Raw genomic sequence first — 25,801 nt, forward strand, 5'->3', positions numbered from 1 at the left:
ACGTCAAAAAATGAGATACTCTAACGCGGTAACGGGCGCACCCGAACGCGGCTGATTTTGATAAAACTCACCACGTTACACGACTCCAAGACCATTTTCAACTTCTAAGCAAAACCGACTTTCACCAAATGTCAGCTCTCTATCATTTGCCGCTAAAGCTTACTTATCTCTTCAACATCAACTTTTTATTAGAGTTTACGGACACTTTTCTCATTTTTCAATACTTTTTTAATTTATTTTCCTGAACGCTTTTAAAAATGATTTTAAAAATTAAAATCAATCATCCCTAAAAACAAAAAAGAATGCCGCTAACATGATTGTTAGCGGCATCCTTTTGAGGGGAAGTTTGTTGATTAAGCCAAGCCCAGACTAACCAATCACTTAGCGACTAATCACTTGGTGAACAACCTGGTAATCAGTTTCATAGTCTTGTGTTTCTTCTGATTGTGGCATTGGACTTACTTTTGTGAGTTGGTCTTCTGCCACAGGGTAGCCATCCTCACGCTCAATCTGGAAGAGTGGGCGGTGCTTGACTTCGGTAAAGATTTTACCGATGTAAGTGCCGACAACACCCAAAGCAATCAGATTCAAACCGCCGAGTAACCAGATGGAAATCATCAATGATGACCAACCGGCAGTTGGATTACCGACAATTTTTTCAAAAACTGTATAGGCAATTTCGACACCGGCAATTCCGAGGACGAGAATTCCTAGGTGAAGGAGCAAGCGGATTGGTTGGATACTAAAACTGGTGATCCCATCGATGGCAAAGGAGAACATCTTTTGTAATGGGTATTTGGACTCCCCGGCTTGACGTTCACCACGCTCGTAGTAGACCTTAGCGGATTGGAAACCAACTAAGGGAACCATCGCCCTGAGGAAGACGTTGCGTTCTGGCATTTTGAGGAGGGCCTTCACGGCAACTTTACTCATTAAGCGGAAATCAGCGTGGTTGGGCACCATTTTGACCCCTAACCAGCCAGCAAGCTTGTAAAAGGCTAGCGCTGAATTACGCTTGAACCAAGTATCGGTTTGGCGGCTGGAGCGCACGGCATAGACGACTTCATTGCCTTCTAAGTACTTTTCGACCATTTGTTTAATGACGTCCGGATTGTCCTGCATGTCGGCATCAAGGGTAATCATGATATCCGCGAGCTTGCTACTTTCGGTCATACCGGCCAAGAGAGCTGGTTGGTGACCAAAGTTTTTGGACAACTTAACGCCGATAATGTCGGAGTTTTGTCGTTCTTGCTGTTGGATAATTGACCAAGTCTTATCAGCTGAACCATCATCAACAATCATAATGAAGCTATCTTCGCTGACGAACATCTGTTCAACCAAGCTTGCTTTAATCCCTTGGAGGACGTTCAGCGTGGTTGGAAGAACTTCTTCTTCGTTATAAGCTGGTAGGATTAACCCTAACCGTGGGATTTTTGAACGTGTCAACATAATTGGACTCCTTTCGTCTTAATAAATTGAGGACAAATCATACAGAGTAGAACTTGAAGAGCCACCCATTCCCGTTGGACCACCAGCTGTCATGCCACCTGCAGTTGGACCACCAGCGGTTGTCGCTGTTGTTTGGCTAGCAGCTGTCGTTGTAGACTTTGAACTTGAGTCATAAGTGACAACTGTACCCTTTTCCTTTACCCAGGCCAGAATCTTCTTGATTTGACCATCAGAACTCTTGCTACGGGAACCAAGGACGAAGTACTTCAACTTACCATCCTTAACGAGTTGCTTAAATTGCTTAAAAGTCATCGTTGGATCAGTACCATTATAACCACCAAGAGCCATGACAGCCTTTCCTGATTTGATAATGTAACCAGAAGCTGAGTTTGAATCGGTTGTGGCAAAGAGGTACTTAGCGGAACCTTGGTGCTTTTCGGTATAGGCTAAGAGCTTCTTGTTCACAGTGCCACCCATATCGGTACCACCACGACTGAAGAGGGATGGACCTGCAGCTGGAATAGCTGCTGAAGTATGGGTGATGGTTGGTGTGGCTGCCCAGAAGGCACCCATTGTCAAGACTGAAACAGCTGTGGCAATAATCTTTGCTTTGATTGCTGTCTTTTGTGGGAAGAGCCACCAGACACCGAGGGCAACGGCCAGTACAATCAGGATACCGGTAATCACTGGGTAATAAGAAGAAACGTAATAAGCTTGTAGGAGTAGCGTGGCAATCACGGCAACACTAAGCATGATACGAGCAACGAATGGCTGTGTCTTGTCAACGGTTTCATCTTCACTGTTGGCATCGACTTTCATCATCTTGGCAACGGCAGCGACACCGATAGCCGTCAAGGCGGCAATGGCTGGGGCCAACATGATGGTGTAATAAGGGTGGAAGAATGAAGCGACTGAGAAGAAGCCGTAAACAGGGACGAACCAGCCGGCCCAGAGGAGAACTTCTTCTTGTTCACTTGAAACGTGGTACCACTTGCTACCGCGCTTGCGGAAGCCAAGCCAACCAGCAATAAGGCCAAGGAAGGCTAATGGGAGGTACCAACCTATTTGAGAACCAAGATCTGACTGGAAGAGACGGAATGGTCCGATAGAACCAATGGCAAAGGCACTTCCAGCACCACCCATACCGCCATGTTTACCAGTCTTACCACCAGGCTGACCAGTCATCTTGCCCATCTTACCGGTTGGCTTCTTGCCATTCATACCGGTTGGAGCTTGGCCAGTTGGTGCAGTACCGTTTGTTGTCTGACCAGTTTGTGTTCCGGTCTGATTTTGACCATTAGCGGTCTGACCAGTTGTACCAGTTCCTGTAGTCGGAGCCTGGCCCATTTGGTTCGTTCCAGTTGCGGATTTTGAAGACTTAGAAGTCTTAGTTGTTCCCATACCAGAGAATGTCCCACCAGTACCAGTTGATTGCCCAAGTAAACGCTGGGTCCCGTTGTAGCCAAAGGCCAATTCCATCAAGGAATTAGTCTGAGAACTACCAATATAAGGACGCGAACTCTTGCTTGCTGAATCAACTGCCATTGGGTAGGCCAAGGTGAAGACGGAAAGGGAAACGAGTGCGAGTCCCAACCAGCCAATCTTCTTTTTCCAAGGAATCTTGATGGCAACAATGTAGTAGGCGAACATGGCTGGTAAAATCATGAAGGCTTGGAGCATCTTGATGTTAAAGGAAACACCAATCAGAGCAAAGCTCAACATGACTAACCAGACATTCCTCTTGTTCACAGCCTTTTGTAATGTGAAGACCGCTAACAGAAGGAAGAGGACTAAGATGGCATCCATGTTGTTTGTCCGGCTGTTGGCAACAACAGTGGGCGTCAATGTCATGAATAATGCGGCCGTCCGTCCAGCCCAGACACCAAACTTTGGTGCTAAGAGACGATACATCAGGTAAACGGAGGCAATTCCAGCCAAAACACTTGGGAGGACAACAGACCAACCGTGAACGCCGAAGATTTTAGCGGAAATGGCCATGAACCAAAGCGCTACAGGTGGCTTATCCACTGTGATGAAACCGGCTGGGTCAAATGCCCCGTACCAGAAGTTTGACCATGACTTTGTCATGGAAGTGATGGCTGCAGTGTAGAAACTGTTGGCACTGCCTGCATCCCAGATACCCCAGCCATATAAAATAGCGCTGAGAATCAGTATGCCGACAAGGTACCAATCAAGTTTGTATATCCTTTTTGATCGCAAAAGCGAGGACCTCCTTCGTTCGAATAAAAATAGTGTAGGCCTAAAGCGCTATATCAAGATTAAGTGAGTATCAAGTGAATATTAAAATATCCAACGAATCAAAATCCGCTGTTGGATAAATGAAAAAATAAAAAGACCATCAAAAAATTGACAGTCTCTAACACTGATAGCAAAAGCCCAAAGTTTGGCCTTGATTAAGCTGCATAACAGGAAATAAGAATCGGACAGCAAACATCATAAAAAAGCAGTCTGCAGGCGTTTTTGTCTTGGAAATAGCAGAAACATGGACAGCAGATAGCCGTTTTGCGTTGGCCATCAGACGGCCACTAACAAGGGGAGTCAAGTGGTTGAGAAACCATGTTTGAGTCATTTTTACGCCTCCGGTATTCTTGTAAAGAAGTATGGACTTTTGACCAAAAATTGTCAAGATGTGTCCGTACAGTCCAAAATTTTTTTAAAGTCAGTAAGGAAGCGGCCATGATGGTTGTATTTAATAAAAATCGTTTGCCGAAAAGATAGTATAATACGGGTTATATGGCGCAATAACGAATACCCGAGTGGGTATCCCAACCGAAAAGGAAAAACACCATGAAAATGCTTATTATTCAGGGTCACCCTGACCAAGAATCATTCACTCATGCTAATGCAATGAACTTTGCAGCGGTGGCAAAAGAAAAGGGCCATGAAGTCCAAATTGTGGACCTAGCGACCGCTGATTTTGATAGCGTCTTACGCTATGGCTACCGTCAACATATGGAAGATGAAAGTTTCCCCAAGGCAGTCCAAGAAAAGATTGCCTGGGCGGATCGAATTTCATTCTTCTTCCCTGTTTGGTGGTCAGCAGAACCATCCGTTTTGAAGGGGATGATCGACCGTGTCTTCACTCCTGGCTTTGCCTATAACCGTCGTAACGGTAAAATCGTTAAGCACTTGACGGGCAAGAAGGCGGACGTCTTTACGAGTTCTAATTTTGGGGGCTGGTACTACAAGATGTTTGGTAATGTCGTCAGCCGTTACAAGTTAGGAATCTTTGCTTACACAGGAATTAAGTTGAACAAAGCTTATGTTTTGGGCCACATGGATTCAGGTGTGACACAAAAAGACCGCGAAGCATACATTGAAAGGTGTGCGGCAACAATTGATTAAATTAAAAAAAGGGATTTGCGTTGATGGACGCAAGTCCCTTTTCTGTTACTGATTTTGTAGGTTGGAGTGACGGACACTGTAGGTGAAATAGACGGCAATGCCAATCAAGAGCCAAATACCGACAGAAACCTTGGTAATGTCTGGCAGCATCACAATAAAGAAAATACTGCACAGTCCGGCCAAAATTGGCAGAAATGGATACCAGGGCATTTTGAAACCGGTATTTTGAATATCTGATCGACGACGGAGTTTTAAAATACCAAAAGAGATAAAGGTAAAGGCAATCAATGTTCCGGCGTTAATCAGGGAAGCCAATTGAGTCAGTGGAACGAGCCCAGCAAAAACTGCTTGGACCACGGTTGCAATTAAAACGGCATTGGTTGGGACTGCATGCTTTTGGCTCACCTGACCTAATTTTTTAGGTAAAAGACCGTCGCGCCCAAGGGCATAAACGAGGCGTGACCCACCAATAAACATCGTGACCATTGCGGTAAAAATCCCAAAGAGGGCGCCAATCGTAATGAGTTTATTCCAGGCAGTCAGATGGACCACCTGAAGTGCGTAGGCGGCGGGGTCATCGACATTTAGCTCTTTGTAGTTGACGATACCGGTCAAAACTAGGGAAAAGGCGACGTAGAGAATCACGGCAATAATGACGGTTCCCAAAATGCCTTTAATGACGTTTTTACCGGGGTTAATGGTTTCGGCTGAATTGGATGCGAGGGCATCAAAACCAATAAAGGCAAAGAAAACCGTTGCCGCTGCCGTGAAGATGCCACCCATCCCAAAGGGAACACTGTGAAACTCTTTTGGATAAAAAGGCACGTAGTTACTGGTCTTGACATAAAAAAAGCCAACAATAATAAAGAGAATGATAATGGCTACTTTGACAATGACGGCAAAGTTTTCGACTTTCTTTGATAATTCGGTTCCCATCATGAGAATTCCGGCAATAATCAAGACAATCGCGACGGCGGTGAAGTTAATCAAACCGCCTTCCATTGGGCTGGCCTGCAGGGCCTTTGGCAGGTTAAGACCAAAGCTTGCTAAAATATTGTGATTAAAGTAGGCCGCAAAGCCAGTTGCTTCTGCTGAAACAGCTAAAAAATACTCTAAAATCAGTGACCATCCTAAGATCCAGCCAACAAATTCCCCGTAGATAACGGAACCAAAGGAGTAGGCTGAACCGGCAATCGGCATGGCGGAAGAAAACTCCGCGTAGGCCATGCCGACCAAACCAGAGACGAGGGCGGCGATTAAAAAGGCAATGGCGACGGCCGGGCCAGCATGACTGGCAGCTTCGTGACCGGGTAGGATGAAAATACCGGTACCAATCACGGCACCAATGCCAAGGGCAATCAAGTCCTTGGCGGTTAATGTTTTTTGGAGACGAGCATCAGCGCTTAGAAAATTAGCGACTGATTCTTTTTTGAAAATGTTCATAATGATACCTCAAATATTTCTTTCTAGCTTTTTTACTATAGAAGAAATGATATGATAAGTACAATTAATAAATCATATAGTTGTATTAGGAAAAACGATTGATGAACCATTTACTAGTTTTAGAAAAAATTCTCCAGATGAATAGCTTCACTAAAGCTGCAAAAGCGTTGGGGTATACGCAGTCCTCGGTCAGCCAGATGGTGGCCAGCCTTGAAAATGAGTTTGGCATTCAATTGTTAAAGCGTTCGCGTCAAGGTGTTCAACTGACCCCAGAAGGCGAAAAGCTCTATCCCTATATTGAGCGGTCGTTGCGCCAATACCAAATCTTGCAAGAAACGGCGGGGGCAATTCGAGGTCTTGAAACGGGGACTGTTCGAATTGGTGCGATTACGAGTGTTAGTTGTTACTGGCTGCCAGACCTCTTTAAACGGTTCCAAGAACGCTACCCGGCGATTGAATTTGTTTTGCATCAAGGTGATTATGGAACCATTGTGAATTGGATTCAGGATGGGACCGTTGATTTTGGCCTCATGACGGCCGACTATGGGGATGGCTTGGCTAAGCGAGTTATCCATACCACCGAGATGAAGGCCTTTCTTCCGGCGAATCACCCACTGGTAAAATTAGACCGAGTGCCGATCGAATCTTTGACAGCAGAGCCCTTTATTTTAGTCGAAGGTGGGGGCTATAGCGAACCACTTGAGGCTTTTCGCAAGGTTGGCCTAACGCCCAATGTTCGCTACCGTATCCAAGACGATTACACGATTATGGCCATGGTTGAGGCGGGCTTAGGTATCAGTATGTTATCTGAGTTAGTGGCTAGTCGAACTAATTTTAACGTGGTGACAAAATCAGTTTTGCCACAGGTCAAGCGCCCGGTGGCAATCGCTTACCGGGAGAAAGAAGCACTGCCAATTGCCAGTCAGTATTTTATGGACTTTTTAACGGCCAACCAGCAAGAACTGATTTAAAAGTGGCGTGCGCTGGAAAATCTTCTTTTTGTTTCTCATTAAATTAGCGTTATCTTTCACAATATGTCTTCAAATACATCTCTAACAGCACTCGGGTTCTGCTTTCCGGGTGCTTTTTTGTGGACTATTGTGGCTTTAAAGGTGCAAAAAAAGAAGCCAACATTTTTGATAAGTTTGGCTTCTGATAGAAAAAAATATTGGTTTATTCTTTTACGGATTTTTGATTATCGAAAAAACTATCCGGCAACGTATTGACCAAAAAATCAGCCATTTCTTCTGGACTTTCCTTGGCCCCGTTTTGCAACCAAGCCATCATCACGTGAAAGGAGGCACCAAAAACAAAGATGTGCTTATAAGTAAAGTGATTCTTCTTTTCCGGATGCTTCGCCTTGATAATTTCACCAAAATCTACAAAGAATTCATAAATATGGCTGGAAAGCCCTCGGTCGATTAATAGCATAAAGCGCTCTTCTTGATTTTTGAAAGCAACGAAAGCAGTAGTGAAGCGCATTTTCATGGTTTCCCGGGTGCGATTATGGGGAATCGGGCTCTTTTTTTCTTGCTCGTGGTGCTGGGTAACCAAGCAGGTTAAGTAAAAGGTCAAAATATCTTCAATGCTGTCAAAGTTGCGATAGTAGCTGACGCGCGCGACCCCAGCTGATTTAATGAGTTGTGCAACGCGGATTTCTGAGAAAGGCTGTTCCTTTAATTGCTCAAAAAAGCCGTCCACAATTTGTTGCTTAACTCGGATATTTTCTTGTTGGCCAAATTTCATCTAGGTTCCTCCACGACAAGTGTCGTTTTGTGATTAAATTCCTTTTTTCTAAGAACATTATAGCAAATAAATAAATTTAGTGAAACAGGTTGACTCAGTTAAATCTAACTGTTACACTATGTTCCACAAAGCAACTGGTACAAATTGTACCATGAAAGGAAATAACGATGGAAGCAGTTCAAACAAATACTCGAACTTACAATCGAACACTCGTCGTTGTGGTCATGATGATTGCAATGGCCGCCGGTGCGTTGATGCAGACATCATTGGGGACGGCCATTCCTTCCCTAATGAAGGCTTTCGACATTAACTTGTCGACAGCTCAACAAGCAACGACATGGTTCCTTCTCTTTAACGGGATGATGGTGCCATTGTCAGCTTACCTAGCTAACCGAATTCCAACCAAAATCTTACACATGGTTGCCTATGGATTACTCTTTATTGGTGTCTTGGTGACGATGTCCACACCAGAAAATAGTGGATCTTGGTGGATTTTCATTGTTGGCCGGATTATTTCAGCCATGGCCTTTGGAATCATGATGCCAATGATGCAAATCGTTATCTTGAACATGTATGAGCCTAAAGAACGAGGCGCAGCCATGGGTGCGATGGGATTGGTTATTGGAATGGTCCCAGCCATCGGCCCAACTTTGTCAGGTTGGATTTTGAAGCAAGATCACACGATTTTGGGCTTCACCTTGTCAGATAGCTGGCGTTCAACTTTCTTGATTCCTTTGATTATCACTGGAATCGCCTTGGTCTTGACACCATTCTTAATGAAGAACGTCATTCCAACTAAGAAGGTTAAGTTGGATTTCTTGTCATTGATTCTTTCAACGATTGGTTTTGGTCTCTTCTTGTGGGGCTTCACCAACGTTGGTTCACACGGTTGGGGGAACGTGCCAAACGTTCTCTTGCCAATTTTTGCAGGTGTTTTGCTCATCGTTGTCTTCGTTTGGCGTCAGTTAAAATTGTCAAACCCATTCTTGGATGTTAAGGTCTTCTTGACGAAGGACTTTACCATTCCATCTATCGTTGGAATCTTGGCCATGATGGCCATGTTCGGTGTCGAAATGATGTTGCCAACGTACTTACAAAACGTTCGTGGCTTGTCAGCCTTTGATTCTGGATTGACTTTGCTTTGGGGAGCCTTGTTGATGGGTGTCTTCAGTGCCATTTCTGGAGCCTTGTATAACAAGGTTGGCGCCAAGGCCTTAGGCATGGTTGGTTTTGCCATCCTTGGTTTGGGAACTTTCCCATTCTTGTTCTTAACCCCTGAAACACCAACCATTATTATTAGTGTCTTGTACGGTGTTCGAATGGCCGGAATTGCCATGGCGATGATGCCAATGACAACTAAGGCCATGGCCGCTTTGCCTGATGAAAAGACATCTCACGGTACTGCTGCTAACAACACTTTGCGTCAGATTGCTAACTCTGTTGTGGTTGCCTTGTTGACTTCAGTTGTTCAAAACGTTATCAACAACAACACACCAAGTAACCATATGAAGCTTACAGAACCATTGCGTTATGCAAGCAAGATGCTGGATGCTTCCTTGGACGGCTTCAAGATTGCCTTTATGATCAGTCTTAGTTTCGCCGTTCTCGGCTTCATCTTGTCATTCTTTATTAAGCAAGACAAGGAGGAAGCATAATCATGATTTTGGTAATTATTCCGATTTTTGTTGCCTTAGCTGCTGCTAGTTGGTTCCTGATTTCATCAAAGGCCTTGAAGGCCACTTTTGGGACAATCTTCTCATTAGCGATGATTGCATCAATCTTTTTGTTGGCTGCTAACATGGATTCTCATTATGGGATGAAGAAGGAGACAACGGTTGCTACCAAGCAAGTTTACTCTGCTGCACCGGCTCAGATGCCTGTCGGCATGGCTGCTGCTAAGAAGATTGGTACTGACGACTACGTTTTGGTCTATAAGGACCAAGCAACGGACAAGGAAGCAACTGCTCACTTTGCGCCAGATACAAGTGACATTGTCAAATCAGTTAAGCAATCAGCTACTTATACGAAGGCTGATGTTCAAACTGCCCAGGTTAAGACGGTGACAACGAAGTGGGTTTACAAGAACCATACTTACAAGTGGTTGTTCAAGCAAAATAAAGAAGATAACTTGGTCAAGGAAGTACACACTCTAGAAGTGCCTACTAGCTGGCAAGTTGTCCTTAAGTAACTGACGCTTAAAGTTAACTTACGCTTAAAAAATACATTTCTGCTTAATTTATTCTTCTCTCCAAGCACTCGGATTCTGCTTTCCGGGTGCTTTTTCTATTTTGCCATTAATTTCTGTTATAATTGAAATAAAAGTGTAAAGAGGGTGGCTGAAATGCTGACACCATTCATTAATTTATTATTAGCTCTTGTGGTCGTGGCAGTCGTCGCCGTTGCCATTGATAAGCGGAACTTCATTTTTGGAAGTTTACTGATTTTTTCGTTGCTGCTGACGGTAATAGCGCTTTATTTGAAGTTAGCTGGTTATGTCTTAGACAAACAGATACCGGTGATGAATGTCTTAGTCATCTTATTGCCAATTGCGGTGATTGCCTTCGCTATTTTTTGGCTGGCGCGCAATACTAATATTATTTCCCATAAGGAAGGGAAGAGTTTTACCGCTAAATTAGCGCTCTTCTTGGCAGTCACGATGGGCATTGATTTTTATTTGCTCTTTTTGATTGGGGAAGTTCATGGTCGTTTTCTTTTCTTCTGCTATACACTGGGACTGCTCGTCTGCAATACTTTCTTCTTGCTGTTTCTCAGTTACCTGGGTTATTCACTTTTGTACCAGGTATTGCCAGCGACGAAGAAGGCTGAGTACATCATTGTGCTGGGTAGCTACATCCATAGTGGGCGGGTCATGCCGTTGCTCCAGAGTCGAGTGGATCGGGCCTTGGCCTATTACCGTCAGGCCGAAGAAGGAAAACGCCCAAAGTTTGTGGTTTCCGGAGGACAGGGGTCTGATGAAAGTACATCTGAAGCAGATGCTATGCGGAAGTATTTGCTCGAAGTTGGTGTGCCGGAAAAAGATATTATCCTGGAGGATAAATCGCGCAATACCTTTGAGAATTTTATGTTTTCAAAGGAAAAGATTTTAACAGACTGGGAAAAATCAGGTCGTACTGGTCAACCGCAGATTCTTTTTTCAACCAGCAATTACCATGTTATGCGGGCTAGTCTGTATTCCAAACGGATTGGTTTTTCGGCTCAGGGAATTGGGGCGCCAACTTCTTTGTACTTTTTGCCAACGGCCTTGATTCGAGAATACGTCGGAATTCTTTCCTATTACCGTTTAATTACCTTTTTGCTTTTGGTCGTTGAGGCCTTTCTTGCTTATTTGATTGCCTTTTAAAAAAACGATAGTTACTGATCTCTGGTCAGTGGCTATCGTTTTTAGTAGCGTTATGATTGGGGCTAGTTTGAATCTGATTTTCTTAAATTAGTGAAGCGTCATCAAATTATAAATAATAAAGATGAGCCCGATTAGAAAAAGGAAGGCAGCAATTCCAAGTAGTGGGAGCATGCTGACGTCTCCTTGACGGAACAGTTTCCAGCCGTGAGCGGCCGCAAATAAGATGATTAATAAAGCAAAGGCGACGACGAGTAATCCAACAATGGCCATGATTTTGGCTCCTTTCAACTCCTCAATAAGGACCATTATACCGATTAATGGTCGATTGAAAAAGAGACAATCTGCCCAACCTGTTGTTTTTGTTATCATCAGAACAATCGCCCTGAACACAGCCGGTTAGCGACGATGATGCTTTGACCACCAAAGGTGATTAATTTGATGATTAGCCATGATAATGGTTCTTTTTTGCTATTTTGTTATTTGAAGACGGGCAATTCGCCTAAAAATTGCACAATGATAATCCAGAGCGGTAAGACCACTGTGGCTGAAATTGTCGAAATCAGCGAGGTATTGGCCGCCAGTAAACTTTGATGATTAAAGGCCATGGCGTAGTTGACTGCCACGGTGGCAACGGGGGTCGCCATCATAATGACCATTGTCGCCATGGCCACTTGGTCAACGGGCAAAATATGGGTAGTATTTGCCAAGATGGCAATGGCAGCCATGATGATTGGGACGATAATGACTTTATTAAAGGAATAGTACCAGGCAGTGTGGTTTTTAATGGCATCTGTGAAGGGCATCTGAGCCAAGTTGGCTCCAATGGCTAACCAGGCTAATGGTGAAGCTAGGCCGGCTAACAGCTTCATCCAGGCAAAGAGCCAAGGGACGGTCACATCGAGGCGGTAGAAGGCCACCTGACTAGTTTTACCGGCAGTGCTGATACTGATTTGAGGCATCCAGTTTTGACTAACCCAGAGAATCAGACCAAGGAAGGTCGCAATGACAATCGGATTAACAAGCATCTTTTTGATATGTTCACCGCGTAGCTGCTCCCCGGACATTTTGATGTAGGCGTAGGAGTACAAGAAGATACGATAGCCAATATTGAAAACGGAAGCATACATTATCCCCTTAGCGCCATAGACAGCACCGGCGATTGGCATACCAAAGAATGTTGTTGATCCAAAGGCGGTTAAGACACCTAAAACGTCGCGTTGGTCTTTGTCGTATCGACCGTATAAAAAGGGCATCGTGACAATCAAAATGACGTAGATAATCAAGCCCCAAATCAGAACATCCATACTTTGGACGAGGGTTTGATGATTTAGCGGCGTCAGAAAAGCTGTAAAAGCTAAGAGGGGCAGGGCGATTGTCATGGTAATGCTCGTCAAAGTTTTGACGGCATCTTGGCTAAGGGTTCGCCGCTTACGCAGCCAAAACCCTAAGAGGATGGTCCCTAAGGTTTCGACAATCGCAGCGATAATCGAAGTGTTGGTAAGCGTTTTTTCAAGAGCAGAGCTAATCAACATTTATACCTCCCAGTGCCAACTTGTGGCGACAAACGATTTATTTATTAGTCTATCATTAAAATTAGATTGGAACAATTCTCTAGTTAGAAAAATTAACTTACAGAATTGTAACAAAATGAAATAAAAGAAATGGCCAAAAAGATTGTTCGATTATCGAAGTTCTTGTATAATAATAGTATTCTTTATGAGAGACAAAATAGCCCCAACCATTACTGGTTGGGGCTTTCTGCTGTCTTCTTCAAGATTATTTACTGAAGTTAACGGTTGGATTTTGTTGGGCAGTACTGTCTGCAGTGAAGTAGTTGAACTTATGATGGTTTGTCATAGATGCCACTAAAGAACTAGGGAATGACACAACTTTGTTATTGTAGTCTTGGACAGCCTTATTATATACCTTACGCTCGTAGGTCACACGGTTGTTAACACCTTCGAGTTGGACCATCAAAGTTTGAATTTGGTCAGAGGACTTCAAATCAGGATAGTTTTCGTTAATCGTCGAAACCATCAGATTGAAAGCCTTATCCTGATTTTGCATGGCCGTTGTCTTTTGGTCTTGATCATTGGCATTTGCATAGCTTTGCTTTGCTTGATTGTATTGGGTTCTGGCATCAGCAATCTTACCGTAAATCGTAGATTCCTGTCCTTGGGCCCCCTTAACAGCATTGACCAGATTTGGAATCAAATCGGCGCGGTTTTGCAACGCGGTTTGAATACCACCAGTGGCAGCATCAACATCCTGTTCCTTGCGGGACAAGCCATTGGCAGAAGAAATAAAGCCGCCAATGAGAATGATGAGGACCAAGGCGATAATCGCCGTAATTTGCCAACCGCGTTTCTTGTAAAAGGGCGTCTTTTCATTAATGATTGTCATGATTCGTATCCTTTATCGTTGTTTAGCTTGACGCTATTAGAAATATTGTAGCGGGGATTGTATCCTGGCGCAACCATAGTCAGTCTTTAGAAATCAGATCCACCGCCACCAAAGTCACCGCCACCACCGGAATCAGACCCACCACCGGAATCAGACCCACCACCGAAGTCAGATCCATCAAAATCGGATCCGCCACCAAAGCCACTACCGAAATCATCGTAGTGATCGTAATGGTCATCGTCAAAATGGCGTCTTGGACCCGAGAAGAGGTTTGAAAGTAACAATCCTCCTAGGAACCAATTCAGGCCTGAACTGTGGCCACGCTGCGGCCCATTTGGTGATTGATTGAAGTAGTGTGTATTGCCATTACCGCCGCGATAATAAGACGTGTTACCATCCCTAAAACGACGCATCTTGGACCAAACTAAGAAAATAACGAGAGCCAGAATGGCGACTAAGCCAAAGCTAATCACTGCACTGGTTGTTGAGGCGCTTTGCTTACCACTTGTTGGTGTTGCTGGTAGCGTCTTTTCAACCTGTAAAAAGAGATTGCGAATCCCTCGATCAATCGCTGTTGGGTCCGAAGATTTTAACTCCTGCTGGTTAGCTTGTAGGAGCTGATAAATTTTACCATCTGGTAGAACGGATTCAGCACCAGTTCCTGTGACCACGCGGACATTATTTTCGCCGTTATTCTTGGCAAAGACAATAATAACGCCATTATCTTGCCCTTTTTTACCAGCGTGCCAAACCGAGCGCATGGTTAAATCGTTAGTGAAGTCGCGGATTGATTGGCCATCGGTATTGTTGACAGTTAAAACTGCTACTTGGGGCTGTTCCTTGGTCTTTTTAAACGTTTGTTCCTGCTTTAAAATAACTTGCTTGGTTTGATCTGAAAGCACATTGGCATTATCAGTGACAACAAAGTTTGAGCTGGGTTCAATTTTGTTTGGGTCTTCTGCCTGAGCTGTTTGAAAGTGTAATCCCAGGAAGAAAAGGGCCAGTAGGCTAATGGTGGTTAGCCCAATTTTATTTTTTAGCAAAACCATCATAAGACCTCCAGTTGACGAAGCAAAATGCTTGATGAGCGGTTAGCGGCTAAAGCCATCGCTAATACTCTTGGCTTTTTTTGGTGTTAGTTTGGAACCATCATTTGGATTTTGTAGGACAAGTTCACGAATCAGGTTAATCACTTCAGGATTTTCCGGTAACTTGGAATGCCCGGCATTATCACCCGAAACTGTTGTTTGGGTGTACTTAGCAACATTCTTTTGGAAAATATACTTACCGGAAAGAACGGATTGGACGGGAACCGTACCGTCATCGGTGTAATCTTCTGAACCGGCAACCGAGTAGACGACCAAATCACTAGGCAGGCTACTTGCGCCATCAATCATATCCGAAAGCATGGTTGTTTGTCGTGTTGTTGAGGTTTCAGAGAAATTGAAGGGTGTTCCCAAAGTCATCAACGTCCGAATGTGGAAGTTGGTTGAACTATAGTAATTTTCCAAATAATCTGTCCAAATCAAGCCACCGTTTGAGTGACCAACGGCTGAAAAGCTCCGGAAGTGGTAACGAGTTTGCAAGTCAGTCATGACTTTCGATAGCGCCTCTGAGTCGGCTTGGATGGTTGGATAATTATCTTGGTTACGTTCAAAGCCAACAACAATAAAAGGCCGACGGTTAGAACTATCAACGTGACCAGAATAAGTGAGGCTACCATCGTAATTGACCTGGACCTTCAAGACAGAGTGGGTGCCTTTATCGCGGTCTTCTGAATTGATTGTGGCAAAGAGATCATCAAACCGTCTGACAGTTGCGCTGGAACCAGGGACAAAAATGACGGGTTCCATCCGTGATTTTTGAATTGCCCGGTCATTTTGGTGCTCAGAAAGCATCCAAACACGACCAAAAAGGGCAATGACAACGGTCAACAAGACCGTCAGGACCAGCATGAATTTTGTACTTTTAGTCATGCTCTGCCTCCCTTTTAACCATGTCTTTCACAAATGGCCAGTAGATCAAAATTGAGCCAATCAGGACAAAGATGGCCAAGATTAATGACCGCCATGGGGTTTGACTGGCCATGAAACCAAGCAATAAGTGAGGCGTACCATTTGGCGCACTAAAGACGGTTGGCCGGATAAAATCAAGCTTAATGGCGACACTAGCTGAAAGTGAACCAAAAAGGGAACTCAAAATCATCGGTACCAATGTCAGTGGCCGGAAGTACAAGGGCACACCATAGGCTAAAATACGGTTGCTATCAAATAAAGTTGGTAACAAAGACCAAAATCCAAGTCGTCTTGTCTTTTTACCTTTTGCAAAAATAAGGATGAATGCCAGCCCCAAAGTTGCCCCAACGCCACCAATCATGGCCGAAGCGGTCAAAACAGAATAGGGATTTTGTGGTTGTGGCAGGGTGGCCATCACTGATTGATAAACGGCATTCAGGTTTGTGTTCACCTGGGCTAAATCGGTCGCGCTAGTTGATAAGTCCAAGGGGATACTGATTCCTAAAACAAGCATAATTGGTGCCAAAACAGCAACCAATGCCAAAGAATAATAATGCGCGAAAAAATTAGATGAAAAGAAGGTGGTGTAAGTCCCCTGGGTCACAATGTTGGGCATGAATGAGGTGATAGTCACGACGATAACTGAGACGATGGCTGCCCAACTAAGATAGGCAAAGCCCATGTCTTGCAACCGATTTTTCGTAATCTTGGTTAGCGCTAAGTAGGTCAGATTAATGAGATAGGCCACTAGTAAACACAGTCCAAGATGGATAGTCAACTGTCCCTGGTTGGAAACGGTGAAAAAGGTCTGAACTAAGACCAGACCAAAGTTAACGGTGACCGGCAAGATTGGATCGCGCTTGTCGGAAAGCTTTTCCGTTAAATACTTTTTTGTCCATAGAGCAATCGTAAAGGCGACAACTAGGTAGTCTAAGACATTGCCGACTCCTTGTGAAAATTGTGGATTGCTAAAAAAGTGGATTTTGTAATGGAAAATAGTGGCGAATAAAGCGCCAGGGTCTAAAAATAATCGAGTAATCAAGCGCCAATAAACATCAATGATTACCAAAGGTAATACTTGCTTAAAGGAAGAAAAAAGATTTTTGATAGGTGAAAGACCTACCCAAGCTCGATCCCATTGTTGAACCTTTGCTAGGATCTTTGCAAACATGTACAAGTGCCTCCAGACTTCCCCCAGATTTGGGGTGGTATTGCAAGAAAAGATATTGTGCTATAATAGTAAAAGTGTTTTACTAGATACCACTGGTAATATGCCAATAATTATAACACTAACCGAACAATTTTGGGGGCGTCACGCGATGTTCAAGCGTTTTCTAAGCAAGCCCTGGGTGACATTTATTGTCAGAACCCTGGCTTATTTTTTAATCATTTTAGCCTTGATTTATCTGTACGGCTATTCCGGTGTCACCGGGGGCCACTTCATTTATAACGAATTCTAAAATAAAGAGGAAGCGACAAATGATTGATAACATTTACAAAAATATTGATGCCTATGCAGTAGAAAATCCTGATGCGATTGCCTACGATGGCTTGGGCCATACTTATACTTACGGCGATTTGAAGTCATACTCTGACTCGTTGGCCGCCTACTTAGATGAGCAAAACTTGCCTGACAAGTCACCAATTATGGTTTTTGGTGGTCACCAATTTGAAATGGTAGCTGCTTTCTTAGCTGCTGTAAAATCAGGCCACGCCTATGCGCCGGTTGACAAGGACTCTGCCAAGGATCGAATCGAAAACATCTTGGAAATTGGTCAACCCTCAGCAGTGATTGCTTTGGATGAATTGCCATTGCCAATCGATTCTGTTCCTGTCTTCCAGGGCGAAGAATTGCAAGCAGCCTTTACTGCTAAGAAGTCATACGAGTTAACGCATCCGGTTTTGGGCGATGATAATTACTACATTATCTTTACTTCTGGTACGACTGGTAAGCCAAAGGGTGTTCAGATTTCACATAAGAACGCCTTGTCTTATTTGAACTGGCTTTTCTCTGATGAATTTGATTTGCATCATGGTGACAATGTCTTGACACAGACGCCATTCTCATTTGACGTTTCTGTTATGTCATGGGGTGGTTCACTGTTGATGGGTGGCGTGATGAAGCCATTGTCAAAAGAAATTGCCGATGACTTCAAGCAACTCTTTACGGTTTTGCCAGAAATGGACTTGGACTTGTGGGTTTCAACACCTTCATTTGCCAACGTTGCTTTATTGAGTCCGGATTTTAAGCAAGAAAATTACCCTCGCTTGAAGAAGTTCTTGTTCTGTGGAGAAGTTTTGACAGCAACAACTTCTAAGAAGTTGCGCGAACGTTTCCCAGATGCCCGAATCTTCAATACTTACGGACCAACGGAAGCAACTGTTGCCGTATCAGCCATTGAAATCACGGACGCAGTTTTGGCCAAGTACGACAAGTTGCCAATCGGTTACATGCAACCTGAAATGAAAGCAACCATCATGGATCAAGACGGAACGGTCTTGCCAATTGATGAACCAGGTGAAATTGTTTTGTCTGGTGCAGCCGTTTCAAAGGGTTACTTAAACAACCCTGAAAAGACGAAGGCCGCTTTCTTAACGGTTGACGGTCAACCAGGATATAAGACTGGTGACTTGGGTTACATGGACAAAGACGGCTTGTTGCACTACAAGGGTCGTGTGGACTTCCAAATCAAGTTGCATGGTTTCCGAATCGAATTGGAAGAAGTCGCTCAGCACTTCTTGAAGTCTCAGTGGGTTGAACAGGCTGCTGCCGTTCCTCGCTACGATGCAGATGGCGAAGTTAAGCAACTGTTGGCCATTGTTGTTCCAAAGAAGAACGACTTTGAAAAGCCAATGGATTTGACGAACGCTATTAAGGCTGATTTAAAGGACATCATCATGCCGTACATGATGCCATCACGGTTTATCTACCGCGATGCCATGCCTTTGACACCAAATGGTAAGGTAAACTTAAAGGGCCTGATTGCTGAGGTGAATGGCAATGCCTAATCTACAACCCTATGCCGATCCGACCTATTTCTTTTACCTTCTAGTGGCTTTAGCGCCACTGGCAATTGGCCTTTACTTTGGTAAGCGCTTTGTCTGGTATGAGATTTTGGTCTCTTTGGCTTTTATCTTTTTCATTTTCGATACTGGTCACTATGTGAACCAGGGAATTGCGATACTAGTTTATAGTATCTGGCAGTTCTGTCTCGTGTCCTTTTATTCGGCTTATCGTAAAACAAAGAATGCTAACTGGGTTTTCTACTTAATGGTAGCATTGTCAATTTTGCCAATTACAATGGTGCGCTTCGGTGCCATTGGCGTTTTCAAGCCTGAGTTCACTCTGCTTGGTTTCTTAGGAATTTCTTATTTGACTTTTCGCTCAACAGGGATGATTATTGAGACGCGGGATGGTGCCATTAAAGAGTTTCAGCCAATCATGTTTTTGCGCTTCATGCTCTTTATGCCAACCCTGTCATCAGGTCCAATTGATCGTTACACGCGCTTTGCCGGCGATGCTGGTTCGGTGCCAGAGCGAACGGACTACATTGACATGCTGAGCTACGCAGTCAAGTCTTACTTCTTAGGCTTTGTCTACAAGTTCATCTTGTCTTATTATTTCGGTCAAATCGTCTATCCATTCTTTCAAAGTTTGGCAATGGGCGACAACCATCACGGCTTTTCCTGGTGGTTGATTGGTGTGGCCTATTCCTATGGTATGTATTTGTTCTTTGACTTTGCGGGTTATTCTCGCTTTGCCATAGCTACATCATATGTTATGGGGATTAAGTCACCAATAAACTTTAACCAACCTTACCGGGCCCATAACATCAAGGACTTTTGGAATCGTTGGCATATGTCGTTGTCATTTTGGTTCCGAGACTTCGTCTTCATGCGTTTCTCCTTCATGGTGATGCGTAAGAAGTGGATTAAGAGCCGGACGACTGTTTCAAATGTTGGCTATTTGGTCAACATGATGGTCATGGGTCTTTGGCATGGATTGACATGGTATTATATCGTTTATGCTTTGCTGCATGGAACGGGAATGATTGTCAACGACGCCTGGTTGCGCTTTAAAAAGAAGCATCGTGACCAAATCCCACATAACAAATTCACGGAATTGTTCGCCATCTTCTTGACCTTCAACTTCGTGATGTTAACATTCTTGGTATTCTGTGGATTCTTAGATAAGTTCTGGTTCCACCACTAATAGAGGAGAAATATAATGGACGTAAAAGCAGGCGTATTAGAAGTTTTGAACAACATCATTGGGGAAGACTTGTCTTCACAAATGGACGAAAACCTATTTGATTCAGGGTTGTTGGATTCAATGGCTACTGTTGAATTGTTGTTGGACCTGGAAAACAAGTTCGGTATTCAAGCACCCGTTTCAGAATTTAACCGTGAAGACTGGGACACAGCAAATAAGATTATTGCTAAAGTAGAATCATTGTTGGGATAAAACCTCATGACTAACAAGAAAAAATTGTGGCAGATCTTTGGCCCGGTGCTTGCAGCACTGGCACTTATCGGCCTGGTCTTTTTTCTGCCATTCCCGCTGAATCATTATAGTCAGCAGGACTTGAGAGAAGCTTCTGTTTCTTTCTCAAGCCAAATCGTTAAAGGGGAAGCGGTTAAAGACGCTGCCTTTAGTGACAAAAAAGTAAATTATATTCCTTTCTTTGGTTCATCAGAATTATCTCGTTTTGATTCTTTGCATCCATCTGTTTTGGCTGAAAAGTATAACCGTTCTTATCGACCATTTATGCTGGGTAAGGCGGGATCTGAATCAATGGTTCATTTCTTGAATATGCAAGAGATGCCCAAAGCCTTGGGTCATAAGAAGGCAGTCTTTGTGATTTCACCACAGTGGTTCACCAAGACCGGCTCAACGGATGCGTTCTCAATCTTCTATTCACCACTACAAGTGGTTGATTGGTTGTTGAACATGGACAAACCAAGCCAAACTGATCAATTTATGGCCCAGGCCGTGTTGAAGCAGTCTTTGGTGCGTGACAAGCCGATGTTTAACCGGCTGTTACACAGCGTAGAAGATGGTCAGGGTCCAAGTTCAGCTGATAAATCAGCCTTGCGCTTCCAGCATAAGATTTTGTCACGACAGGATGCCTTGTTCTCAAACTTTGAAACAAGCCATAACTACAAGAACCAAGTGATGAAGTATGCTAAGGACTTGCCTAACCAGTATCAAGAGCAAACTTTGAACCAAATTGGTTTTGAACAGGGTGAAAAGAACACCGGTTCAAACCGCTTTAGGATTAAGAACTCGTTCTATCGTACTCGTGTTTGGGCTGACCAGAAGATGCTCAAGGATGCTCAGGTCAACTATGACTACCGTCAATCAGTTGAATACGCATACTTTCAGGCGGTTTTGGAAAACTTTGCCAAGAACCATACTGATGTCGAATTCGTCATTACACCTGTTAATCAACGTTGGGCTGCTTACACTGGTTTGTCAGATAAGATGTACTACCAGGCGGTTGATAAGATTAAGTATCAGTTGCAAAGCCAAGGCTTTAACAACATTGCTGATTTGTCACGCCGTGGTGGGGAGGACTTCTTCATGCAGGATACCATTCACATTGGTTGGCGTGGTTGGCTGGCATTAGATCAGTATTTGAATCCATTCTTGTCTGGTAAGTACCAGGATAACGACTACAAGATCAACAACAACTTCTTGTCAAAGGAATGGCAGAACTTTAAGCCACAAGATCAAGAACTACAAACCTTTTCATAAAAAGTTAGAGGATTGACACATTCTGTGTTGATTCTCTTTTTTTTTGATAAAATGGAGGTATGATTATCGGAATCGGAAACGACATGGAGTCCATTAGCCGAATTGAAGGCGTATTGTCTAGACGACCAAACTTCTTGTCGACAATCTTAACGCCAGCTGAGCAAGAGGCGGTTCAAAAGCGGACGGGCAAGCATTACTTAGAGTTTGTTGCGGGTCGTTTTTCAGCCAAGGAAGCCTATGCCAAGGCATTGGGGACCGGGATTGGCCGCGATGTGTCTTGGCAGGATATTTCAATCCTTAATGCCAAATCAGGCCGACCAATTATGAAGGTTGTTGGACAAAAAAATCGAATTGAAGTTGCCATTACCCATAGTGGCGACTACGTTAGCACAGTTGTTACGATTGAAAGAGTTGGCTGGTTACAACGCCTCACGGCTCATTTTATTGGTAGAAAAGAGAAATAGACATGAATGATGATCCATTTTCTAGGCGAGGAGCGGCACTCTTCGTTTCAGCAGCAGCGCTGGTTCAAAATGCCAAAACAATTATGGCTCACGCAAAAGCCAAGCGCTTAATTGCCGTTATTAAGGCCAATGCCTATGGGCATGGTGCCAAATGGGCCGCGACAGTTTTGGCGAGTCAAGCAGACGTTCACGACTTTGCTGTGGCAACGGTCGATGAAGGACTTTCCGTCCGTCAGGTTTTACCGAAAAAAAGTGACCAGATTGTCCTCCTTGGCGTACAAAACGTTGATTTGGCACCAGTGATGGCGGAAAACTATCTCGCACCGGCTGTTGGCAACCTGGATTGGTTACTGGCTGCAAGAGACCTTTTACAAGCTAGCGAAAGGTCACTGCCACCTTTGCGAGTCCATCTGGCGATTGATACCGGCATGGGTCGAATGGGTGCCAAGACGAAGGCTGATTTGTCATCGATGTATCAGTTCGTCATGGGTGAGGATGCCTTTGAACTGGCGGGGGTTTTCACGCACTTTGCTACGGCAGATGACCAAAACCAGGCTTACTATGACCAGCAGAAGGCTGATTTCTTAGCACAGGTTACGGCCTTGGATATTGATTCCAAGTACTGGCATGTTGCGAACTCTGGTTCGGCACTCTTCCATTTTGATGAAATTCCAACCGAAACGATTCGCGTTGGTTCGGCCCTTTATGGTTATAATCCGGCCTATCCAGCCAAGAAAACTGACCTGCCATTGCAACCGGTAGCGACCTTTAAAGCTAAAATTTGGGGTGTTCATCAGCTGTTGGCTGGTGAGGCAGTTTCCTACGGAGCAACCTATGTAGCACAAGAAGACCAGTGGGTTGGAACAGTGCCGATTGGCTATGCCGACGGTTATCATCGAACGCTTGCGGGTATGACCGTTTTGGTCAACGGTCATAAAGAGCGAGTCCTTGGCCGGGTCACAATGGATCAAATTATTGTTTCATTGAGTAAGCCTGTTCCAATCAATACGGATGTGATTCTATTTGGTCAAGATGGCCAAGGAAAAATCAGTATTGAGGAACTGGCTGAATATGGTCAAAGTATCCCGCATGAAGTGCTCACTGGAATCGGGTCACGAATTCCACGTATCATTGAAGATGAACAAGCGTAACAATGAGTATATGAAGTGACAAAATAGGGCAAATTGCCCATACATAAGAGGATAGACATGACAGCAGATTATGAAAACGTTCGCCGTGGCGATGTTTTTTATGCCGATTTAAAACAGGGTATTGGCTCCGAACAGTCCGGCTTACGCCCAGTTTTAGTGGTACAAAATGATATGGGCAACATGAACGCCCCAACCACGATTGTGGTTGCCATTACTTCCAAGATGGCTAAGCCCAAGTTGCCGACACATATTTCACTACCGGCGGCAATTAGCGGTATTAAACGGGATTCCATTATTTTAGCCGAACAAATCAGAACCATCGATAAGCACCGTTTGCGCGACCGCATTGCCCACATTGACCAGCAAGATGGTTTGATGAAGGCGGTGGCAAAGGCCTTGAAAATTAGTATTGGCTTGGCCTAAAATTTTTTAGATGATTGCCTTTTAGCAGGCGTCAACCACCGTTAGCAATGATTATCGCTTGTTAGCCTGATTAACGTGGGCATCATCTTCGCTAGACCATGGTAAAGGCCTTTTAATATGACCTTAATCTGTTGTTGCTAAAGTAATATTACTGATAAGACATTTTAACGGGCACTGACTGCCCCAAAGGAGAAGGACTATGGCCAAAGCGATTAAAATCTTGTTAATTGAAGATGATAAGAATCTGGCCGATAATATTGTCGGCTTTTTGGAAGACTTTGCCGATGTCACAGCGGTGACGGATGGCCAAGATGGTGAATATGAAGGAAAAGAAGTTCCTTACGATTTAATTATTTCTGATTTGATGTTGCCGGGTGAAAATGGCCTGGAAATCATCAAGAACCTACGGGATGACAAAGTGGATACCCCTGTTCTGATTTTAACGGCGAAGGCATCTTTGGACGATAAAATTGAAGGCTTCAACGTTGGGGCCGATGACTATTTGACCAAGCCTTTCCACCGGGAAGAATTATTGGTTCGAGTAAAGGCGCTCTTGCGTCGAACGGGTGTCTATTCCGAAGATAACACGATTACGGTCGGTGAACTAACGATTAACTTAGAAAATCGTGGTGTCCAGGTTCACGGTCAAAGTGTTAAATTAGTTGGGAAGGAATTCGATATTTTGACCTATTTGGGTCAAAACAAGAATATCATCGTGACCCGTGACCAAATTTTTGATCGTGTTTGGGGAATCGATTCTGATACCACGATTAATGTGGTCAATATTTATTTGAATAATCTGCGCCGAAAACTTGAGGCAGTTGGCCAGGGAGGGCTAATTAAGACGCTCCGTAACATTGGTTTTATACTCGAGGTACCGGATGCCAAGACTGATTAATCGCAAACAACAAATTGATAATTTCTCAACGTTGGCCTTGGGTCTAATGGTCATTTTTGGCTTTTTGGCCGGGGTCATTTTTTGGGTTTATACCTTCACGATTTACGATAGCTCTGACAAGGTCATTAACCAGTATGTGGAATACTATCAACGGAATAATTGGTTGGATGAAGGCGTCTCTGCTAAGCAAAAGATGCTGACGGCTGACTCTATGCGTCATATGCCAGAAGATTTTCGTGGAAACTTCTTGTACTATGATGACAAGGGGAAGGAAATTGAAAATCAGACAAATAATAATGGTTCCAAAAATGTCTTAACGAGGCGTTTTGGTCTGAAGTTTGATACCGGTGATTTGAACTTAGCACCCAGGACAGTTCACGTTAATAAGACATATCTGCGAATTCAAGCCGTTAAATTCAAGCCGAACACGGTCTTAGTACCAGATGGCCAAGGTTTGAAATCGGCTACCTATGGTTACGTCTTTGTTGATGTCACGGATACTGTGTTGAATTTGAAAAAATTCCAGGACGTGATGGTTTGGTCCTTTGTTTCGGCCTTTATCTTTGCCTTGTTCTTTGCCTTCTTTATTGCACGACAAAGTATGAAGCCAATCTTAAAGGCCTGGGATCAGCAACAAGACTTCGTTAATAACGCTGCCCACGAATTGCGGACACCGATGTCGGTTATTCAAGGGAAGCTGGAAACGATGCTGACCAAGCCGGATAATACAATTCGTCAGCAGTCCGAAGCCATTATCCTGTCGCTATCGGAAGTCAGACGGTTAAATTCCTTAACCAATAATATGTTAACCTTGGCGAAAACCGGGTCAAACATGACCAAGATTGAAAGGGAAAAAACTGATGTCGGGCAGTTCTTGAAGCAAATTTTGTCCCCCTACGTTGAAATGGGGGAAATTTCCGACAAAAAGGTGGTTATCCACAATGCTGTTCGTCAGGAAGTCGAAATTGATCAAAAACGGATTCACCAATTATTGGTACTGTTAATGGATAACGCACTCAAGTATTCGGACGATGGTGCTACCGTGACAGTTTCGGCTGCGATTGAGAAAAAACGTTTAGCACTTTCGGTTGCCGACACTGGCCGGGGCATTTCAGCTGATGCGAAAAAGCATATTTTTGACCGCTTTTACCGCGAGGATAAAACTGGAAACCGGGAAACTGGTGGTACTGGTTTGGGTCTTTCCATTGCAGAATGGATAGTTGCTGCCCATAATGGTAAGATAACCGTAAGCGATAATGAACCAAAGGGAACAATTTTTAAGGTGACCCTTCCACTTTAAGTGTGGTGTAAAAATCAGAAAATA

The 25,801-nt window shown here is 44.0% G+C and carries 25 protein-coding genes and 1 other annotated feature (1 of these 26 cut by a window edge); of the genes, 15 read left to right on the top strand and 10 right to left on the bottom strand.

Annotated features, from left to right (window positions below; all coding sequences use genetic code 11):
* Positions 1-184 (bottom strand) — a binding site (T-box leader) (it extends 68 nt beyond the left edge of the window).
* 197 nt (positions 185-381) lie between these two features.
* Together AABI20_RS04805 and AABI20_RS04810 are read right to left on the bottom strand one after the other, a co-directional pair.
* Complete coding sequence (locus tag AABI20_RS04805) at positions 382-1,449, bottom strand: glycosyltransferase family 2 protein (RefSeq protein ID WP_338346929.1); 1,068 nt, start codon at positions 1,447-1,449, stop codon at positions 382-384.
* Between the two features lie 18 nt (positions 1,450-1,467).
* On the bottom strand, positions 1,468-3,669 hold the full coding sequence (locus AABI20_RS04810; RefSeq protein WP_338346931.1) for a glycosyltransferase family 39 protein: 2,202 nt from the start codon (positions 3,667-3,669) through the stop codon (positions 1,468-1,470).
* Positions 3,670-4,257: 588 nt separating this feature from the next.
* Here AABI20_RS04810 and AABI20_RS04815 point away from each other — a divergent pair.
* On the top strand, positions 4,258-4,815 hold the full coding sequence (locus tag AABI20_RS04815) for an NAD(P)H-dependent oxidoreductase (protein ID WP_338346932.1): 558 nt from the start codon (positions 4,258-4,260) through the stop codon (positions 4,813-4,815).
* A gap of 45 nt (positions 4,816-4,860) precedes the next feature.
* On the opposite strand, the gene AABI20_RS04820 is transcribed toward AABI20_RS04815, so the two are convergent.
* Positions 4,861-6,261 carry an APC family permease gene (locus AABI20_RS04820; protein ID WP_047974638.1) on the bottom strand — a complete coding sequence of 467 codons (1,401 nt, stop codon included), beginning with the start codon at positions 6,259-6,261 and terminating at the stop codon, positions 4,861-4,863.
* A gap of 98 nt (positions 6,262-6,359) precedes the next feature.
* On the opposite strand from AABI20_RS04820, the gene AABI20_RS04825 reads away from it, so the two are divergent.
* Positions 6,360-7,229 carry a LysR family transcriptional regulator gene (locus AABI20_RS04825; protein WP_338346935.1) on the top strand — a complete coding sequence of 290 codons (870 nt, stop codon included), beginning with the start codon at positions 6,360-6,362 and terminating at the stop codon, positions 7,227-7,229.
* A gap of 202 nt (positions 7,230-7,431) precedes the next feature.
* Here the strand turns inward: AABI20_RS04825 and AABI20_RS04830 are convergent, their stop codons facing one another.
* Positions 7,432-8,004 carry a TetR/AcrR family transcriptional regulator gene (locus AABI20_RS04830; protein WP_288846961.1) on the bottom strand — a complete coding sequence of 191 codons (573 nt, stop codon included), beginning with the start codon at positions 8,002-8,004 and terminating at the stop codon, positions 7,432-7,434.
* Between the two features lie 167 nt (positions 8,005-8,171).
* Here AABI20_RS04830 and AABI20_RS04835 point away from each other — a divergent pair, with 167 nt between their 5' ends.
* The 3 genes from AABI20_RS04835 (at position 8,172) to AABI20_RS04845 (ending at position 11,365) form a co-directional block, all read left to right on the top strand.
* Positions 8,172-9,659 (top strand): MDR family MFS transporter, encoded by a 1,488-nt coding sequence (locus AABI20_RS04835; protein ID WP_288846962.1) that lies wholly within the window; start codon positions 8,172-8,174, stop codon positions 9,657-9,659.
* A 2-nt stretch (positions 9,660-9,661) separates the two neighbouring features.
* Entirely contained in the window at positions 9,662-10,192 is a 531-nt protein-coding gene (locus AABI20_RS04840; RefSeq protein WP_053068923.1) for a DUF4811 domain-containing protein, read from the top strand.
* 153 nt (positions 10,193-10,345) lie between these two features.
* The gene (locus tag AABI20_RS04845; RefSeq protein ID WP_338346991.1) at positions 10,346-11,365 is read left to right on the top strand and encodes a YdcF family protein; all 1,020 of its coding nucleotides are present in this window, start codon (positions 10,346-10,348) and stop codon (positions 11,363-11,365) included.
* 87 nt (positions 11,366-11,452) lie between these two features.
* Here AABI20_RS04845 and AABI20_RS04850 read toward each other — a convergent pair whose 3' ends face one another.
* The 6 genes from AABI20_RS04850 to AABI20_RS04875 form a co-directional block, all read right to left on the bottom strand.
* Positions 11,453-11,635: a hypothetical protein gene (locus AABI20_RS04850; RefSeq protein WP_059393772.1), complete on the bottom strand. Its 183-nt coding sequence runs from the start codon at positions 11,633-11,635 to the stop codon at positions 11,453-11,455.
* A 206-nt stretch (positions 11,636-11,841) separates the two neighbouring features.
* The gene (locus AABI20_RS04855; protein ID WP_288846965.1) at positions 11,842-12,897 is read right to left on the bottom strand and encodes an AEC family transporter; all 1,056 of its coding nucleotides are present in this window, start codon (positions 12,895-12,897) and stop codon (positions 11,842-11,844) included.
* A 244-nt stretch (positions 12,898-13,141) separates the two neighbouring features.
* Positions 13,142-13,768: a LemA family protein gene (locus AABI20_RS04860; protein ID WP_047974644.1), complete on the bottom strand. Its 627-nt coding sequence runs from the start codon at positions 13,766-13,768 to the stop codon at positions 13,142-13,144.
* A gap of 86 nt (positions 13,769-13,854) precedes the next feature.
* On the bottom strand, positions 13,855-14,820 hold the full coding sequence (locus AABI20_RS04865) for a TPM domain-containing protein (protein WP_338346941.1): 966 nt from the start codon (positions 14,818-14,820) through the stop codon (positions 13,855-13,857).
* A 39-nt stretch (positions 14,821-14,859) separates the two neighbouring features.
* Positions 14,860-15,744 (bottom strand): alpha/beta hydrolase, encoded by an 885-nt coding sequence (locus AABI20_RS04870; RefSeq protein WP_047974646.1) that lies wholly within the window; start codon positions 15,742-15,744, stop codon positions 14,860-14,862.
* Positions 15,737-16,954, bottom strand: coding sequence for a hypothetical protein (locus AABI20_RS04875; protein WP_288846969.1), 1,218 nt, complete (start codon positions 16,952-16,954; stop codon positions 15,737-15,739). The genes AABI20_RS04870 and AABI20_RS04875 overlap by 8 nt, the downstream gene beginning before the upstream one ends.
* Positions 16,955-17,102: 148 nt before the next feature.
* On the opposite strand from AABI20_RS04875, the gene AABI20_RS04880 reads away from it, so the two are divergent.
* The 10 genes from AABI20_RS04880 (at position 17,103) to AABI20_RS04925 (ending at position 25,777) form a co-directional block, all read left to right on the top strand.
* Positions 17,103-17,243, top strand: a complete 141-nt coding sequence (locus AABI20_RS04880) for a teichoic acid D-Ala incorporation-associated protein DltX (protein WP_047974720.1) — start codon at positions 17,103-17,105, stop codon at positions 17,241-17,243.
* Positions 17,244-17,262: 19 nt separating this feature from the next.
* Complete coding sequence (dltA, locus tag AABI20_RS04885; protein WP_288846971.1) at positions 17,263-18,792, top strand: D-alanine--poly(phosphoribitol) ligase subunit DltA; 1,530 nt, start codon at positions 17,263-17,265, stop codon at positions 18,790-18,792.
* Positions 18,785-19,996: a D-alanyl-lipoteichoic acid biosynthesis protein DltB gene (dltB, locus tag AABI20_RS04890; RefSeq protein ID WP_338346944.1), complete on the top strand. Its 1,212-nt coding sequence runs from the start codon at positions 18,785-18,787 to the stop codon at positions 19,994-19,996. Before dltA ends, dltB begins: the two co-directional genes overlap by 8 nt.
* Before the next feature lie 15 nt (positions 19,997-20,011).
* On the top strand, positions 20,012-20,248 hold the full coding sequence (gene dltC, locus AABI20_RS04895; RefSeq protein WP_047974650.1) for a D-alanine--poly(phosphoribitol) ligase subunit DltC: 237 nt from the start codon (positions 20,012-20,014) through the stop codon (positions 20,246-20,248).
* Positions 20,249-20,254: 6 nt separating this feature from the next.
* On the top strand, positions 20,255-21,541 hold the full coding sequence (gene dltD, locus AABI20_RS04900) for a D-alanyl-lipoteichoic acid biosynthesis protein DltD (RefSeq protein ID WP_338346946.1): 1,287 nt from the start codon (positions 20,255-20,257) through the stop codon (positions 21,539-21,541).
* Between the two features lie 59 nt (positions 21,542-21,600).
* Positions 21,601-22,005, top strand: coding sequence for a holo-ACP synthase (gene acpS, locus AABI20_RS04905; protein ID WP_047974652.1), 405 nt, complete (start codon positions 21,601-21,603; stop codon positions 22,003-22,005).
* Between the two features lie 2 nt (positions 22,006-22,007).
* The gene (gene alr, locus AABI20_RS04910; protein ID WP_338346948.1) at positions 22,008-23,156 is read left to right on the top strand and encodes an alanine racemase; all 1,149 of its coding nucleotides are present in this window, start codon (positions 22,008-22,010) and stop codon (positions 23,154-23,156) included.
* A 57-nt stretch (positions 23,157-23,213) separates the two neighbouring features.
* Positions 23,214-23,579, top strand: coding sequence for a type II toxin-antitoxin system PemK/MazF family toxin (locus tag AABI20_RS04915; protein WP_047974654.1), 366 nt, complete (start codon positions 23,214-23,216; stop codon positions 23,577-23,579).
* A gap of 199 nt (positions 23,580-23,778) precedes the next feature.
* On the top strand, positions 23,779-24,477 hold the full coding sequence (locus tag AABI20_RS04920; protein WP_047974655.1) for a response regulator transcription factor: 699 nt from the start codon (positions 23,779-23,781) through the stop codon (positions 24,475-24,477).
* Positions 24,461-25,777 carry a sensor histidine kinase gene (locus tag AABI20_RS04925; protein ID WP_288846975.1) on the top strand — a complete coding sequence of 439 codons (1,317 nt, stop codon included), beginning with the start codon at positions 24,461-24,463 and terminating at the stop codon, positions 25,775-25,777. Before AABI20_RS04920 ends, AABI20_RS04925 begins: the two co-directional genes overlap by 17 nt.
* Positions 25,778-25,801: the final 24 nt, after the last annotated feature.

Source organism: Fructobacillus cardui (genome assembly GCF_963580785.1).
In the GTDB taxonomy this organism is placed as follows: Bacteria; Bacillota; Bacilli; order Lactobacillales; family Lactobacillaceae; genus Fructobacillus; species Fructobacillus cardui.